At 72.3% G+C, this 15,412-nt stretch carries 16 protein-coding genes; 8 read left to right on the forward strand and 8 right to left on the reverse strand.

Annotation, left to right across the window (positions count from 1 at the left end; translation table 11 throughout):
- Positions 1-16 precede the first annotated feature (16 nt).
- The 4 genes from FB467_RS01525 to FB467_RS01540 all read left to right on the forward strand — a co-directional run bounded on the left by FB467_RS01525 (position 17) and on the right by FB467_RS01540 (position 3,733).
- Complete coding sequence (locus tag FB467_RS01525; protein WP_228393139.1) at positions 17-1,204, forward strand: N-acetylglucosamine-6-phosphate deacetylase; 1,188 nt, start codon at positions 17-19, stop codon at positions 1,202-1,204.
- Between the two features lie 245 nt (positions 1,205-1,449).
- Positions 1,450-1,947, forward strand: a complete 498-nt coding sequence (locus FB467_RS01530) for a hypothetical protein (RefSeq protein ID WP_141783521.1) — start codon at positions 1,450-1,452, stop codon at positions 1,945-1,947.
- Between the two features lie 76 nt (positions 1,948-2,023).
- Positions 2,024-2,944, forward strand: coding sequence for an EamA family transporter (locus FB467_RS01535; RefSeq protein ID WP_228393147.1), 921 nt, complete (start codon positions 2,024-2,026; stop codon positions 2,942-2,944).
- Between the two features lie 48 nt (positions 2,945-2,992).
- On the forward strand, positions 2,993-3,733 hold the full coding sequence (locus FB467_RS01540; RefSeq protein WP_141783522.1) for a DinB family protein: 741 nt from the start codon (positions 2,993-2,995) through the stop codon (positions 3,731-3,733).
- Positions 3,734-3,830: 97 nt separating this feature from the next.
- On the opposite strand, the gene mgrA is transcribed toward FB467_RS01540, so the two are convergent.
- Complete coding sequence (gene mgrA / locus FB467_RS01545) at positions 3,831-4,883, reverse strand: L-glyceraldehyde 3-phosphate reductase (protein ID WP_425325818.1); 1,053 nt, start codon at positions 4,881-4,883, stop codon at positions 3,831-3,833.
- Positions 4,884-4,920: 37 nt separating this feature from the next.
- On the opposite strand from mgrA, the gene FB467_RS01550 reads away from it, so the two are divergent.
- Both FB467_RS01550 and FB467_RS01555 read left to right on the forward strand, forming a co-directional pair.
- Positions 4,921-5,301 (forward strand): YidH family protein, encoded by a 381-nt coding sequence (locus FB467_RS01550; RefSeq protein WP_228393149.1) that lies wholly within the window; start codon positions 4,921-4,923, stop codon positions 5,299-5,301.
- Positions 5,298-5,669, forward strand: a complete 372-nt coding sequence (locus FB467_RS01555; RefSeq protein WP_141783525.1) for a DUF202 domain-containing protein — start codon at positions 5,298-5,300, stop codon at positions 5,667-5,669. Before FB467_RS01550 ends, FB467_RS01555 begins: the two co-directional genes overlap by 4 nt.
- 30 nt (positions 5,670-5,699) lie before the next feature.
- Here FB467_RS01555 and FB467_RS01560 read toward each other — a convergent pair whose 3' ends face one another.
- Both FB467_RS01560 and FB467_RS19445 read right to left on the reverse strand, forming a co-directional pair.
- On the reverse strand, positions 5,700-7,466 hold the full coding sequence (locus tag FB467_RS01560) for an alpha-amylase family glycosyl hydrolase (RefSeq protein WP_228393156.1): 1,767 nt from the start codon (positions 7,464-7,466) through the stop codon (positions 5,700-5,702).
- A 69-nt stretch (positions 7,467-7,535) separates the two neighbouring features.
- Positions 7,536-8,312, reverse strand: a complete 777-nt coding sequence (locus tag FB467_RS19445; protein WP_141783526.1) for a VOC family protein — start codon at positions 8,310-8,312, stop codon at positions 7,536-7,538.
- A gap of 157 nt (positions 8,313-8,469) precedes the next feature.
- Between FB467_RS19445 and FB467_RS01570 the strand changes: the two genes are divergently transcribed.
- The gene (locus FB467_RS01570) at positions 8,470-9,279 is read left to right on the forward strand and encodes a spermidine synthase (protein WP_211350521.1); all 810 of its coding nucleotides are present in this window, start codon (positions 8,470-8,472) and stop codon (positions 9,277-9,279) included.
- A 117-nt stretch (positions 9,280-9,396) separates the two neighbouring features.
- Here the strand turns inward: FB467_RS01570 and FB467_RS01575 are convergent, their stop codons facing one another.
- Together FB467_RS01575 and FB467_RS01580 are read right to left on the reverse strand one after the other, a co-directional pair.
- Complete coding sequence (locus FB467_RS01575; protein WP_141783527.1) at positions 9,397-10,683, reverse strand: HNH endonuclease signature motif containing protein; 1,287 nt, start codon at positions 10,681-10,683, stop codon at positions 9,397-9,399.
- Between the two features lie 201 nt (positions 10,684-10,884).
- The gene (locus FB467_RS01580) at positions 10,885-11,745 is read right to left on the reverse strand and encodes a hypothetical protein (protein WP_141783528.1); all 861 of its coding nucleotides are present in this window, start codon (positions 11,743-11,745) and stop codon (positions 10,885-10,887) included.
- Positions 11,746-11,864: 119 nt separating this feature from the next.
- On the opposite strand from FB467_RS01580, the gene FB467_RS01585 reads away from it, so the two are divergent.
- Positions 11,865-12,560 carry a LuxR C-terminal-related transcriptional regulator gene (locus FB467_RS01585; RefSeq protein WP_141783529.1) on the forward strand — a complete coding sequence of 232 codons (696 nt, stop codon included), beginning with the start codon at positions 11,865-11,867 and terminating at the stop codon, positions 12,558-12,560.
- 24 nt (positions 12,561-12,584) lie between these two features.
- Here the strand turns inward: FB467_RS01585 and FB467_RS01590 are convergent, their stop codons facing one another.
- The 3 genes from FB467_RS01590 to FB467_RS01600 all read right to left on the reverse strand — a co-directional run bounded on the left by FB467_RS01590 (position 12,585) and on the right by FB467_RS01600 (position 15,332).
- Positions 12,585-13,211 (reverse strand): 3-oxoacid CoA-transferase subunit B, encoded by a 627-nt coding sequence (locus FB467_RS01590; RefSeq protein WP_141783530.1) that lies wholly within the window; start codon positions 13,209-13,211, stop codon positions 12,585-12,587.
- Position 13,212: 1 nt separating this feature from the next.
- Complete coding sequence (locus FB467_RS01595) at positions 13,213-14,004, reverse strand: CoA transferase subunit A (protein ID WP_141783531.1); 792 nt, start codon at positions 14,002-14,004, stop codon at positions 13,213-13,215.
- Positions 14,005-14,096: 92 nt separating this feature from the next.
- On the reverse strand, positions 14,097-15,332 hold the full coding sequence (locus FB467_RS01600; protein WP_141783532.1) for an acetyl-CoA C-acetyltransferase: 1,236 nt from the start codon (positions 15,330-15,332) through the stop codon (positions 14,097-14,099).
- Positions 15,333-15,412 lie beyond the last annotated feature (80 nt).

Below are 15,412 nucleotides of genomic sequence, written 5' to 3' on the forward strand. Positions count from 1 at the left end.
ACTCCGGGCACACCCCGTGACCCCACCCGGCCCTAGCTCCGGTGGTCGGTCGGCGGAACTCCTGGTCGCCGCGGACCGGATGCTGCACGCCGACGGACGGTTGTCGGCCGGGTGGCTGCGCGTCGCGGACGGCCGCATCGCCGACACCGGGTCGGGTGTCCCGCCTGGGACGCCCGACCTGACCGTGCCGGTGCTCTCCCCGGGCTTCGTCGACCTGCACTGCCACGGGGGCGGCAGTGCCTCCTACGACGCGGTCACGCCGGAGGAGGTGCGGACGGCCATCGACGCCCACCGCAGGGAGGGTACCCTGACCACCCTGGTCAGCCTGGTCTCGGCGGAGATCGACTCGCTCGCCGAGCAGGTGGAGCGGCTCACCGAGCTGTATGCCGTGGGAGACGTCGCCGGCATCCACCTGGAGGGCCCGTGGCTCAGCCCCGGCCACTGCGGTGCCCACGACCCCACCGTGCTGACCGTGCCCACCCCCGAGGACATCGACCGCCTGCTCGCGGCGGGGAGGGTCAGCGACGCCGGGCCCTCGGGTGGGGGCGCCGTCCGGATGGTGACGCTCGCACCCGAGCTGCCGGGCGGGCTGGACGCGGTCCGCAGGCTCGCCGACGCCGGGGTCGTCGTCGCGCTCGGGCACACCGACGCCGACGAGCACGACATCGCGCGGGCCGTGGACGCCGGCGCCTCCGTGGCCACGCACCTGTTCAACGCGATGCGACCGATCCGGCATCGCGCCCCTGGTCCGGTGCCCGCCCTGCTGGCCGACGAACGGGTCGTCGTGGAACTCATCGCCGACGGCCAGCACGTGCATCCCGACGTGCTGGCGATGGCCGCCCGCAGCTCCCGCGGCGGATTCGCCCTGGTCACCGACGCGATGGCGGCGGCCGGGTCGGGTGACGGCGACTACCTGCTGGGCGGGCTCCCCGTCGAGGTGCGCGACGGCACGGCGCGGGTCGCCTCGACCGGGAGCATCGCCGGCAGCACACTGACCATGCCCGCGGCGGTGCGCACCATGGTGCGGGCCGGAATACCCCTGGCCGACGCGCTGGTGGCGGCCACCGCGGTGCCGGCCGACGTCCTGCGACGCAGGGACGTCGGGCGGCTGGAGACGGGCCGGCGGGCCGACCTCGTGGCGCTGGACGACGACCTCACCGTCCTGGCGGTGCTGCGGGCCGGTGCCGTAGCCCTTCGCGACTAGGAGAACGTTCGGGGCACTGGTAGCACGTTAGAACGTGCCACCAGTGCCTCCAACCGTCTACCAGTGGGCGTCGCCGGACGCGGACGGCCCCCCGGGTCGCCGATGGATCGCCACGCTGCGCCGTGCTACCCACGGGGGTAGGGTCGGATGACGGACCGCAGGGGGTCTCCGTTTCCCCTGCCCGGTGGGCCCGGACCGACCCGGACCGGGGCCGCCGCCGATTGCACGATCACGATGGGGGAAGCATGGATCGAAACAGCGCCACCACCGAGCACCTCGGGGCGGTCCTGGCCCGCGCCGCGGGCACGGGACTCGCGGGGGCCGCGCTGAGCGTGGAACGTCACCCGAAGGTGGCCCGCGGCATCGGTCTGGCCTTCAGCGCGGTGGTCGGGACCGCCGTGTCGCTGACCGTGGGCCGGGCGCGGGACGGCCGCACGTGGGCCGACGCCTTCGAGGAGGCCCCCGCACCCGAGGCCCCCGCAACCCCGGAGCAGCGGGCAGGTTCCACCGCGGGAGAGCCCGCCCTGGCACCCGTGCCCGCGGCAGCGCTCGGGGTCGGCACGTTCCTGCTGTCCGCCGGGGTGAGCGAACTGGGCCTGCGGTGCCAGGGGCGGTTCGAGCGGTGGGCCGCGCGCACCACCGGTCATCCCCGGATCGCCCTCGGCCTCACCGCGGCGGCCATGTCCCTCGGGATCGACCTCGCCGAGCGGGCCACCGCCGGCGCCACGCCCGCCCAGCCGTAGCGGACCACAGCGGACGCCTCCAGACGACCCCCGGGCCAGGCGCGCCGTAGTCACGACCCGGCGCTACAGTCCGGTGGTGAGCACAGGTCCCGTCCCCGGCCGGGGGCGCGCAGCCGCCCGCGCGGGCGCAACCATGGCCGTGGCCTCGATGACCTGCGTGCAGCTCGGCCTGGCCGTGGCGGTGCTGCTCTTCGACCGGATGGGCCCCGAGGGGGCCGGGTGGGTGCGACTGGTCTGGGCCGGGGTGATCTTCGTGCTCATCGCCCGGCCCCGCCCGTGGCGCCTGGCCCGGTGCAGCCTGCTGGCCTGCATCGCGCTGGGCGTGGTCACCGCCGGGGTCACCCTGCAGTTCATGTTTGCCGTGGAGCGGCTGCCGCTCGGGACCGCCAGCGCCCTGGAGTTCCTCGGACCGCTCGGGGTGGCCGTCGCCCGCAGCAAGAACCGGAGCGCCCTCCTCTGGCCGCTCCTCGCCGCCGTCGGCGTCCTGCTGCTCACCGAACCCTGGCACGGCCGGGTGGACGCGGTCGGCGTGGCCTTCGCGCTGGGCGCGGCCGTCTGTTGGGCGCTCTACATCCTGCTGACCCAGTGGGTCGGGGACGCCGTGTCCGGCCTCGAGGGCCTGGCCATCTCGATGCCGGTGGCGGCCGTGACGGCCACGATCGTGGTGGGCAACATCGCGATCCCCCGGATGAGTGTGGAGAACGTCCTCTTCGGCCTGGCCCTGGCCGTACTGCTCCCCGTCATCCCGTTCGCCCTCGAGCTCTCAGCCCTGCGCCGGCTCACGACCGCGGCGTTCGGCACGCTGATGAGCCTCGAGCCGGCGATCGCCCTGCTGCTCGGACTCATCGTGCTCAGTCAGGTGCCGGGCTGGTGGCCGGTCGTCGGCGTGCTCTTCGTGGTGGCGGCCGGGTTCGGCGCCGAGCGCACCGGTGCGCGGGACGAGGGGCCACCCGATCCCGAGGTCACCGCCGGGGAGACCCAGTTCGTGGTCCCGTAGACGGCTTCCGCGACCCTGCTGTCGGTGGTGAACCCGATACTGGGCCGCATGAGAGACCTTCGCCACCAGGATCTGCGGGGCGCCGACTTCAGGGAGAGCGACCTGACCGGGGCGCGCTTCATGGGCGTGATCATGCAGGACGTGGAGATCGACGGCCTGATCGGCAACATCGTGATCAACGGGGTCGAGGTGACCTCGTATGTCGAGGCTGAGCTTGATCGGCGCCACCCGGTACGCCTGCTGCTGCGCTCCGACGTCCCGGCCGACCTGCAGGAGGCGCATCGCCAGCTCAGGCGGGACTGGGCCTCGACGATCGACCGGCTCGCGACGATGGCCCCGGGGGTCGAGCACGAGCGGGTGGCCGAGGAGTGGTCGGCCACCGAGACCCTGCGGCACCTGGTGTTCGTCCACGACTCGTGGTTCCGCCGCTGCTGCCTCGGGTCGACCGCGCTGTTCACGCCCCTGGGCCTCGGCCCCGACTTCGTGCCCGACCAGGAGCGGCAGGGTCTGGACCGGAGCGCGGCCCCGCCCCTCACGGAGGTGCTGCAGGTGCGTGAGGAGCAGGGCGCGGAACTCTCCCGGTGGCTGCAGGAGGTCACGCCCGAGCAACTGGCCAAGCCGGCACCCGTGCCGGAAGGACCGGGCTGGCCGCCGTATGCCGCGGGCCGGTCGGTGCTGGAGTGTCTCCGGGTCGTCCTCAACGAGGAGTGGGCCCACCACCAGTTCTGCGTGCGGGACCTCGACCTGCTAGCCACCGCAGGAGGTGCGACGGAGGATGAACCGTCCTGAGTCTCCCGGAGGGTGTTGACCTAGCAAGTGAGACTCTGGCGCAGCAGTCCTGGTGCTGCCGCAACTGCTCTCGCGAAGGACTCACCCAGCGCGCGGATCACTCCCCGGTGCGGGCCCCCTGCCACAGGTCGATGCCCGCGTCCACGGCATACCGCTCGATGCTGTCCAGCTCCTCGTCGGAGAAGTCCAGCTGCTCGGTCGCGGCGACGTTCTGCTCGAGCTGCTTCACGCTGCTGGCGCCGACCAGCACCGAGGTGACCCGCTCGTCCCGCAGCGCCCAGGCGAGCGCCATCTGGGCCAGGCTCTGCCCACGCTCCCGGGCGATCTCGTTGAGCGACCGGACGTAGCCGAGCGTCTCCTCGTTGAGGAAGTCCCGTGACAAGGACTTGTCCTGCGACGCGCGGGAGCCCTCGGGGATCCCGTCCAGGTAGCGGTCGGTCAGCATCCCCTGGGCCAGCGGGGAGAACGCGATGCACCCCGCGCCGGCCTCCTCCAGCGCGTCCAGCAGCCCCTCGCGCTCGACCCAGCGGTTGAGCATCGAGTAGGACGGCTGGTGGATCAGCAACGGCGTCCCCAGGTCGGCCAACAGGCCCGTCGCCCTCGCGGTGTCCTCCGGGTCGTAGGAGGAGATCCCCACGTAGAGCGCCTTGCCGGACTGCACGATCGAGTGCAGCGCCCCCATCGTCTCCTCCAGCGGGGTCGAGGGGTCCGGACGGTGGTGGTAGAAGATGTCGACGTAGTCCAGACCCATCCTGGCCAGCGACTGGTCCAGGCTGGCGATCAGGTACTTCCGGGAGCCGCCGACCTGGCCGTACGGCCCCGGCCACATGTCCCAGCCGGCCTTGCTGGAGATCACCAGTTCGTCCCGCAGACCGGCGAAGCTGCGCCGCAGGTGCCGGCCGAAGTTCTCCTCGGCCGAACCGTAGGGCGGGCCGTAATTGTTGGCCAGGTCGAAGTGGGTCACGCCAAGGTCGAAGGCGCGGCGCAGCACGGCCTGCTGCCGGTCGAACGGGACGTCGTCGCCGAAGTTGTGCCACAGCCCCAGGCTCACGGCCGGCAGGTCCAGGCCGCTCCGCCCGGTCCGGCGGTAGGGCATCGCGTCGTAGCGGTTCGGGTCGGGGGTGAAGTCGGTGGAGGCCATGCGGCCCATCCTCCCCCGGTCGGGGCCACGGGGATACGGTGGGGCGGTGACCGACCGTGCAGACCAACGCGGCTGGCTGGCCCGGACCGTGCTCCCGGGCGGCCAGGAGCCCGACCCCCGGTTCAGCCTGGCCAACGAGCGCACCTTCCTGGCCTGGATCCGGACCTCGATGGCGCTGTTGGCCGGGGGCATCGCGATCGAGGCCTTTGCCGTCGACCTGTTCGAGGTGCCGGTCCGCAAGGCGGTCGCGCTGCTCCTCATCGGTCTGGGCATGTTCGTCAGCGCCGGCGCGTTCGCCCGGTGGATCGGGGTCGAGCGGGCCATCCGGCGACGCGCCCCCCTGCCGCTGCCGCTGATCGCCCCCGTCCTCGGGGTCGGCGGGGCGATCGGGGCCCTGACCGTCGCCTACTTCATCGCGTTCCGATGAGCGTCCCGTCCTGGGTGCCGCGTCCCCCGCTGCCGCCACCCACGCATACGGCGGTCGAGCTGGACCCGGGTCTGCAGCCCGAGCGGACCAGCCTGGCCTGGAGCCGGACCTGGCTGGCGATGGTCACCGTGAGCGCCGTCTTCCTGCGGTGGCTGCCGCACTACGGGCCGTCCATGGTGCTGATCCCCGCGCTGACCCTCCTGGCGGCGGTCGGCATCGCCCTCACCCAGCGCTACCGCACCCACCGGGACGTGCTCGGGATCCGGGACGAGGTCGGGGTCGCCGACCCGTGGCCTCCGCTGTTGCTCCTGGTCCTCGTGCTCCTGATCGGGGCCGCCGGCGTCTGGTTCGTCCTGCAAGCGCCCTGAGCCCCAGCGGGGCGCAGGCCGTAGACGTGGTCAGCGCGTGTAGACGACCAGGCTGTAGGGGCCGATGTCGACCTTCGCGTGCGCGGGGAGCCCGCTGAACTCCCCTTCCTCCGCGACGAGGTCACCCGAGGCGTGGTCGCCGAACAGCGCGCTGTAGGTCCGGGCGTCGGAGTTGAACCGGAGCCGCCACGGGCCCGCCGCGGGCATGCCGATCACCCCGGCGCGGGCCTCCTGGCTGCCGTTGAGGACCACGACGACGTCGTCCCGCTCCTCCGTGGTGCGCAACCAGGCGGCCAGCTTCGCCTCCTCGTCCAGGTGGAGCAGCGCGGTGTGCGAGCCGGACAGCCCGGCGCTGTCACCCTCGTGGTTGCGGCGCAGGTGGATCAGGTCGCTGAACATCCGGACCACGTCCCGGAAGGCCTCGCCCCGCGGCCAGTCGAGCGGGACGTCGTCCCGGAACCACTCGTCCTCCAGGAACTCCTGCCCCTGGAAGATCATCGGGATGCCCGGGGAGGTCAGGGTCACCGCGGCGCCGAGCGTGGCCAGTTTCTGCGCCGCCCACCCCGAGGGGTTCTCGGCGTCGACCTCGTGGGTGACGCGGGCCTTGCCGTTCGCGACCTCGTCGTGGGACTCGGTGTAGATCACCCGGTCGAACGGGTGCGCGTACTCGAAGCTGACCGCGGCCAGCAGCGTCCGCATCGACCGCTGCGCGTCGTCCCCGGCGGTCAGGACCTCCCGCACCGGGTGCACGAACTGGTTGTCCCACTGGGCGTGGAAGGCGGCCCCCTCCGGGCCGGTCGAGGTGACGGCCCCGTCCCCGTGCAGGTCCTCGGCGATCATGATTGCGCCCGGGAACTCCTCCCGCACCGCGACCGCGACCTGACGCATCAGGTCCCACCCCTCGGGGATGTCCTTGCCGGTCCCGTCCACGCTGCGCATGTAGGGCGTCATGTCGAACCGGAGCCCGTCGATGTGGTACCTGCGCAGCCACATCAGCGCGTTGTCCTGGATGAACTGCCGCACCTGCGGGCGCCCGTAGTCCGGCCGGGTCGCGCCCCAGGGGGTGTCCGCCCGGTGGTCGTTGTAGAAGTAGATGCCCCCGCCGCCGTTCTCGCTCCACCCGTCGAACTGCCACAGGTCGAGGTCGCTCGGTCCGAAGTGGTTGTAGACCACGTCCAGGATCACCGCGATGCCGTGCCGGTGGGCCTCCTTGACGAACGCCTTGAGCGCGTCCGGCCCCCCGTATGCCGACTCCACCGCGAAGATGTGGGCCGGGTTGTAGCCCCAGGAGATGTCGCCGGCGAACTCCATCAGCGGCATCAGCTCGATGGCGTTGATGCCCAGGTCGCGCAGGTAGCCCAGCTTGCCCGCGGCCAGCTCCAGGTTCCCGGGGCCGCCCGGTCCCCCGACGAACGAGCCGATGTGGGTCTCGTAGATCACCAGGTCGTGGTGCGGCGGGCAACTGAAGTCGTCACCCTCCCAGTCGAACGTCGCGTCGTCGTAGACGATCCCGTTGCCCACCGAGTTCGTGACCATGCGGGCATACGGGTCGACGCGGTCGATCGTGGTGTCCCCGACCTGCAGACGGAACTGGTACTCGTCCCCGGCGGACGCCTCGGACACCTCCGCCGCCCAGTAGCCGTCCCCCTCGTGGGTCAACGAGTGGGTGTTGCCGGACCACTCGTCGAAGGTCCCGGTCACGGTGACCGCGTCGGCGTTCGGCGCCCAGACCCGGAACGAGGTGCCACCCTCGTGGGGGACGGCACCCATCCCGGGGTTGACCTCTGCTGCTGTCATCGGTGGTGCGCTCCTCGCGATCGCCGGTAGGTCGGACGGGCAGCCACCCTACCGGCGACGGTCGCCCGGTCAGTCCCGCTGGAGCACCGACAGCACGTTCCCCGCCGGGTCGGTGAACCACGCGATCAGCGGCCCGCCGCCGCGGTTGATGCCGAGCTCGTCCTGGTCCATGCCGTCGTAGCGCAGGAACTCCACGCCCTGGCCGGCGAGCTCCCGGACCGCCGCCTCCACGTCCGCGACCGGGAAGTTGAGGATCGTGTAGGTCGCCGGCGCGTGATCGGCCTTCGGGTAGACGAGGACCTGACGTCCCCCGAGGGCGATGGTCAACAGGCCCATCTCGTCCTCCCGCAGGACCCGCAGCCCGAGCACCCCGCCGTAGAACGCCTCGGCCGCGGCCAGGTCGTCGACCGAGAACCCGCTGAACGCCTCCGAGGCCAGGAGCCCCCCGGGCAGGGGCCCGTCCGCCCCCTCCATCGAGGCGCGGTGCTCGTCGCTGAGCTGGATGGCCTGGACGTAGTTGCCGTCGGGGTCCTGCACGGTCACGAAGAGGCTGCCATGTCGGTCCTCCACGGGGGAGACCAGCTCGCTGCCCCGCTCCGTGGCCCGGTCGGCGACGCCCTGCACGTCGTCCACGTCGAAGCTCAGGATCGTCCGCGCCGGGTCCGGGTGGCTGGCCTGGACGTCGTCCCGCCGGTCGATGAAGAGGTAGAAGTCCCCGCCGTACCCGAGGATCCGGTAGTCCCCCTGGCGGTCGTCGCTGCGCGGCGGCAGCACGGCCGTGTACCACGCGTGCAGCCGGTCTGGGTCGGTCGTGCCCAGCATCGCGCTGCCGAGGATGGTGCTCATCGTCGCCTCCTGTGTCGTTCCGTGTCGTTCTGTCTGCTTCGTCTGCCCGGGTCCTGCGTCGCAGGTTGCCGGTCATCCGGCCGTTCACAGGGGTCCGACCGTCGACGACCCGGGAACTCATCGGTGGCCGGCTCCCCGATGGTGGCAGGCTGTCCCGGTGCACGTGTTGCGACCAGGGACCCGGCTCACCGAGGACCCGGAGGTACGAGGGGCCTGGCTGCTCGAGATGGGCGGTGCGGCCCAGTCCTGCGTGGACCCTTCCGACCCCACCAACCTGGTCTTCGACTACGTGCGCCGGATCGGCGACGCACTCGACCTGCACGCCGACCCGGGCCTGCCGCTGCGGGTCGTGCACGTGGGCGGCGCCGCCATGACGTTGCCGCGCTACCTGGTCGCGACCCGGCCGCGCTCGTCGCAGATCGTGCTCGAGCCCGACGCCGAGCTCACCGCCTTCGTCCGCGCCCACTTGCCGCTCCCACCGCGCAGCGGGGTCCGCGTCCGCCCGCTCGACGGCATGGCCGGGGTGAGCGCCATGCCCGACGACTACGCCGACGCCGTCGTGGTCGACGCGTATGCCGGGGACCGGGTCCCCCCGGAACTCACCACGACGACCTTCCTGTCCCAGGTGCACCGGGTGCTGCGGTCCGACGGGACGGTCCTGATGAACCTGGCCGACCAGGCGCCCCTGGGCTACCTGCGCCGGTCGGTGGCCGGGGTCCGGGAGTTGTTCGCCGACGTCCTCGTCTCCGGCGAGCCTGCCGTGCTGCGGGGCCGCCGGTTCGGCAACCTGCTCGTGCTGGGGAGCCCGGGCAGGCTGCCGGTCGCCGACCTGCGCCGCCGAGCGGCCGGGTCCGCCTTCCCCTACAGGGTCACCCACGGCGAGGCGCTCACCCGGCTGGTCGGCTCGGCCCGACCGTTCACCGACGGCGACAGCGCACCGTCGCCGGCACCACCGAAGGGCTGGTGACCCCCGCACCACCGACTGTCTGGTGACCTACGCACCACCGAGGTACCGAACCCGGTTCCCGCAGCCTGTGGGCATGGGTGTGGCCCGGCCGGTGCGGCCGGGTCTGGGGCGTGGTGGTCATAAGTGCCAGGTGACGCCGGTCTCGGTGATGGTCGCCGTCAGGTCCTTCTCGTGGACGATGGTGTGGTGCCGCCCGCAGAGGAGCGCGAGGTTCAGGAGGCAGGTCTTGCCGCCCCGGGACCACCAGATGACGTGGTGCGCGTCGCACCACTGTGGAGGCACGCTGCAGCCCGGGAATGAGCAGTGACCGTCGCGGCGGTAGAGGCCCAGGAGCTGCTTCTCGGTGGCGTACCGGGTCGGGGTCACGGTCTCCAGGAGCTCGCCGTCCTTGCCCAGGATCATCGGGACCAGGTCGGCTTGGCAGGCCAGCTTGCGGACCACTGTCGGGGTCAGGTGCCGCCCGTCCAGGGTGCTGCCGTCGCCCAGCAGCATGTCGGTCAGGTCGTCCAGCCCCACGAGCAGCATCAATTTGGCCTTGGCGGTGCCAGGGCTGCCAGCGGGAGCGCCGACCCCGCGACCGAGGACGGCGATCAGCGCGTCGTACCGTCGTTGGGTCGGGGTCCGCGGGTCCGGTCCCTCGGCGTCGGGGGCGGGTGCGGCCAACGGCGAGGACATGACCTGACGGAAGTACGCGGCGCCCTCGGGCTCGCAGGTGACCACGAACCGGACCAGGCTCCCGTCGGCCAGGGACGACTCATGCACCCCGCGGCTCTCCCGGACCGCTTGCTCCCGGGCCTTGGCCTCCCGTGCCGGCAGTGCGACCGAGATCAACTTGTCGGTCACCGCCTGCAGGTCCCGGTCGGTGAACTCGGGCCGGGATGCCGCCTCGAGCAGGATCTGCACGTCCTGCTCGTACACCGCCGGCTCCGTGGCCGGCTTGACCCGTTGCAGTGCCCGCAGCACCTTCGCCGCCCGCCGCACGGGCAGTCCCCCGGTGGCCAGGGCGTCACGGATCGGGGCGTGTGCCGGGTCGGCGCAGGCCTTCACGACCCGGACCAGGTCGCCGACCTCGCCGGGAGCCGCCCACGGGCACTGGGCCAGGACCCAGTCATAGAGCGACAGGCCGGCCTCGTCGGGTAGTCCGCGGGTCTCGGCCTCGGTGGCCACCGCGACCAGGACCCGGTCCAGGCTCGACCGCAAGTCGCCCAGGGTCTGCAGGTGCCCGGCCAGGTCACCGCTCCCGGCCCGGGGCAGGAACTGCGTCCCGAGCTCGGCCCAGTCCAACGAGCGGGCGGCATCGCCCAGCGGGCCGCCCAGGACCGCCAGCCCGGGCTCGTGCAGCAGCGCGAGAGCCTCCTCGGGGCTGCCCCCGCGGATCACGTTGCCGTCCCACCCATCTGCCATAGAACAAACGTACAACCAGCCACCGACAGACCACCTGACCAGCACAAACGCCGAATCGACCACCGCGGCGGCGCCCCGTGGCCAGTTGGTCGAGGGGTCGCTGCCCGACTGGTTGTGAAGGGGACGCCCAGGGCCCTGCGGCTCGGGGCGAGACCCCCCGCACGGCCCAGCGTCATCAGGCTGCGAGGACAATCCGCACGGTCAGGCGACGACCCAGCGACCCCGCTTCTCGTCACGCTGGGCGACACCGGTGGCGACCAGCGCCTCCCACTCCTCGATGGACATAGTCCGGCCCCACCGCTCGGCGAACACGTTGGCGTTCCGGACGAGCCGGTGCACGTCGCCCTCCCCGGGGCTGGCGGCCGGTCGGAACTGTCGGTAGGCGGGGACCCCGCCGACCCGCACCACCGTCCCACCCGCGCTGGACACCACCCGGGCAAAGTCCTCGTCCACGCCCTCGGCCCCCCGGAACCTTGGGCAGAAGCCACCCGTGCCCCGGAAGCCCTCTGCGGTGAGCGCGAAGGAGTCCCCGAAGACCGCGCGGGATGCGACCTCGACCTCCCGGTACCCCTCCGGCAGCAGCGGCTCCACGTCGACGGCCTGGGGCTCCAGGCGATAGACCGGGTACCCGATCACCGGTGAGGGCGGCGGCAGTTCGCGCACCTCTCCGCACCACAGGACCGGGGCGGTGTGGTCCGCGGTGCCGACGAGGTCGGCATACCGCTCGACGAGTCTCGGCCCGGGGATGCACCGGACCGACACGAAGATCAGCACGTCCGCGCCGGCGTCCATGGCGACGGTCGCCCCCAGGTTGCGGGCCGCGGCCAACGGCAGCCGCGCAGGGTCCGTCGTCTGCGCGGCCCGGGTGATGGTGCGCCAGCGGTCGGAGGTGATCGGCAGCCGCCCACGCGAGACGTCCGGATCCGCCATCCCGATCACGACGTGCAGGTCGGGGACGCGACTGCCCACGGCGATCCCGCCCACGTGCCCCATGAGCTCGTCGTGCTGGCCACTGACTGCGGTAATGACGGCGACGCGGCCCCGCTCCCGAGCTGTCGTCATACGATCCGTTGTCATCCCTGCCCGCCTTTCGATGGTGCGTCGGCCGACGGCCCGGCGTGAGCGTAGGCAGGCCCCCTCTTCCGGCGGTACACCCCTAAGGGTGGAAATACGCTGGGAGCATGAGTCTTCACAGTGCCGGCCCGCGCATCCGCGTGGTCCTCGCGAACGACGTCGAGGTCGTGGTCCACGGTCTGGCGCAGATGCTGGCCCCCTACAGCGACATCATCGAGGTCGTCGACCTCGATGTGGCGTTGGAAGATCCCTCCGGGCCGACGGCCGACATCACGCTGTACGACACCTTCTCCCAGGGGCAGGCCGACGGGGACGGCATCGATCTCACGCTGGAGGACGACCGGGGCGGCCGACTCGTGGTCTTCTCCTGGAACACCGAGCCGGACCTGATCCAGAAGGCCCTGCAGAAGGGTGCCCGTGGCTACCTGACCAAGTCGCTCCCGGCCGCGGAGCTGGTGGCCGCGCTGCAGGAGATCCACACCGGCCAGATCGTCGTCCAACCCGGCCCCGACCACCACCCGACGGACCCCGTCGGCGGCGACTGGCCGGGCCGCACGAAGGGGCTCACGGCACGGGAGGCCGAGGTCATCTCGCTGGTCAGCCAGGGCCTGCCGAACCACGAGATCGCGGTCCGCTGCCGCCTGAGCATCAACTCGGTGAAGTCCTACATCCGCACGTCCTACCGCAAGATGGGGGTGTCCACCCGTGCCCAGGCGGTGCGCTGGGGGATCGAGCACGGCATGCTGCCGCGACGGGACCGTCCGGGCCACCAGGAACAGGAACGGTCACGCACGGGAGGGTGAGGCGCCGCGTGGCACCACGGACCGTCAGCGGACGGGAGCCCCCGTTGCCTGTACGACCTGCTCCCGCGTCACGCCAGGTGCGCACTCGACCAGGCGGAAGTGGTCGCCGGCCACGTCGAGCACCGCGAGGTCCGTGACGATCCGCTGCACCACCCGCTGCCCGGTGAGCGGCAGGTCGCACTCGGTCAGCAGCTTGGGCGAGCCGTCCTTGGCCTGGTGGTCCATCAGCACGATGACCTTCTTGGCGCCGTGCACGAGGTCCATCGCGCCACCCATCCCCTTGACCATCTTGCCGGGGATCATCCAGTTGGCCAGGTCGCCGGAGGTGGAGACCTGCATCCCCCCGAGGACCGCCACGTCGATGTGCCCGCCGCGGATCATCGCGAAGCTCGTCGGGGAGTCGAAGAACGAGGCACCGTGCGCGACGGTGACCGTCTCCTTGCCGGCGTTGATCAGGTCCGGGTCGACCTCCTCCTCCAGCGGGTAGGGACCCACGCCGAGGATGCCGTTCTCGGACTGCATCACGATGTGTATGCCGTCAGGCAGGTAGTTCGGGATGAGCGTCGGCAACCCGATGCCCAGGTTGACGTACTGGTCGGCCTCGAGCTCCAGCGCGGCGCGCGCGGCCATCTCCTCGCGGGTCAGCGCCATCTCAGGCCTCCTTGCTCGTCGCGTCGGCAGGGGGCTGGGCCCCCCGTGTGGTGCGCTTTTCGATCCGCTTCCGGGCGGCCTCCTCGGGGCTCAGCTCCACCACCCGCTGCACGAAGACTCCGGGCAGGTGCACCGCGTCGGGGTCGATCTCGCCGGCCTCCACGACCTTCTCCGCCTCGACGATCGTGAGCCGGCCGGACATCGCCGCCGCCGGGTTGAAGTTGCGCGCCGCGGCGTGGAAGACCACGTTGCCGTGCCGGTCGGCGACGGCGGCCCGCACGAGGGCGATGTCGGCGACGATCGCCTCCTCCAGGACCATAGGACGCCCGCCGAGGTCCCGGACCTCCTTGGGCGCGGACGCCTCGGCGATCGACCCGTCCGTGTGGTAGCGGGTCGGCAGGCCGCCCTCGGCGACCTGGGTGCCGACGCCGGTCGGGGTGAAGAACGCCCCGATCCCCGCGCCACCGGCCCGCAACCGTTCGGCGAGGGTGCCCTGGGGGGTGAGTTCGACGTGCAGCTCGCCGGCGAGGTACTGCCGGGCGAACTCCTTGTTCTCCCCCACGTAGGAGGCGATGACCCGGTCGATGCGGCGTGCCTCCAGCAGCAGCCCGAGGCCCGCGCCGTCGACCCCGCAGTTGTTGGAGACCACCGTCAGCCGGTCCGCGCCCTGCTCGAGCAGCGCGTCGATCAGGATCCAGGGGATCCCGGCCAACCCGAAGCCGCCGACCGCGACCATTGATCCCGACGGGATGTCGGCGACAGCCTCGCCCGCCGTGCCAAAGACCTTGTCCACCGCTCAGTCCACCTCTTCCCGAACGACCTGTTGCCGGACGCCCTCTTCCCGAACGACCTCGTCCCGTCCGACGGGCCCGGTCCGCACCCGGGTCACCGGACGGCCTCGAAGACGGCGGCCAGGCCCTGGCCACCGCCGATGCACATGGTCTCCAGGCCGTAGCGGCTCTCCCGGCGGCGCATCTCGTGGGCCAGCGTCGCCAGGATCCGGGCGCCGGTCGCGCCGACCGGGTGCCCCAGCGAGATGCCGGAGCCGTTGACGTTGAGACGCTCCCAGTCGGCCTCGCCGAACTTCCACTCCCGGAGCACCGCGAGCGCCTGCGCCGCGAACGCCTCGTTGAGCTCGACCAGGTCGATGTCGGCCATGGTCAGTCCGGCGCGGGACAGCGCGGCAGCCGTGGCGGGCACCGGGCCGATCCCCATCACCTCCGGGCCGCACCCGGCGACCGCCCACGACCGGAGCGCCAACATCGGGTCGAGGCCGCGCCGTTCCGCCTCGGCGCGGGTGGTCACCACGCACAGCGCGGCGGCGTCGTTCTGTCCGCTGGAGTTCCCGGCGGTCACCGTGGCCTCCGGGTCCTGCCGGCCCATGATGGGACGCAGCCCGGCCAGCACCTCGACGGTGGTGTCCGGCCGGGGGTGCTCGTCGACCTCGACGAGGCTCGTGCCCTTGCGCGTGGTGACCTCCACGGGCACCAACTCGTCGGCGAACTTCCCCGCCTCGTGGGCCGCCTTGTAGTTCTGTTGCGAGCGGACGGCGAGCTCGTCCTGCTCGGCCCGGCCGATGCCGTACTCCCGGCGCAGGTTCTCCGCCGTCTCGATCATGCCGCCCGGCACCGGGTGGGAGGTGCCACCGGCTGTGGAGCGGGCGACCGCCAACCGGTCGGCGAGCTGCACGCCGTCGCCCCGCACGCCCTGCCGCAGCAGCGCGTAGTGCTCGACGCGGCTCATCGACTCGGTCCCGCCGGCCACCACCACACCGGCGGCGCCGGTCGCGACCTGCATCGCGGCATACAGCACCGCCTGGAGACCCGAACCGCACCGCCGGTCGATCTGCAGTCCCGGCACCCCCGTGCCCAGGCCTGCGTCGAGGGCGACCACGCGCCCGATGGCCGGTGCGTCACCGCTGGGATTGCAGTTGCCGAGGACGACGTCGTCGATGTCGCCCTCGTCCAGGCCGGTCCGCTCGATGAGGACCCGCAGGAGCTGGGTGCCGAGGTCTGCGGCGCTCAGCGAGGACAGCGCGCCGAGGAAGCCCCCGATCGGCGTGCGCAGCGGCGAACAGATGACGACGTCGGAGCCCTGGTCGGCGCTCCCCGGCGCGGTCACGGGGTCACCTCCGGTGTCCGGTGGCGGCGGGGTCGGATCGGGTCGGTCGTCACCTCACGGCGCACGGGACAGCCTCCTTG

It is taken from the genome of Ornithinicoccus hortensis (assembly GCF_006716185.1).
Classification (GTDB): domain Bacteria; phylum Actinomycetota; class Actinomycetes; order Actinomycetales; family Dermatophilaceae; genus Ornithinicoccus; species Ornithinicoccus hortensis.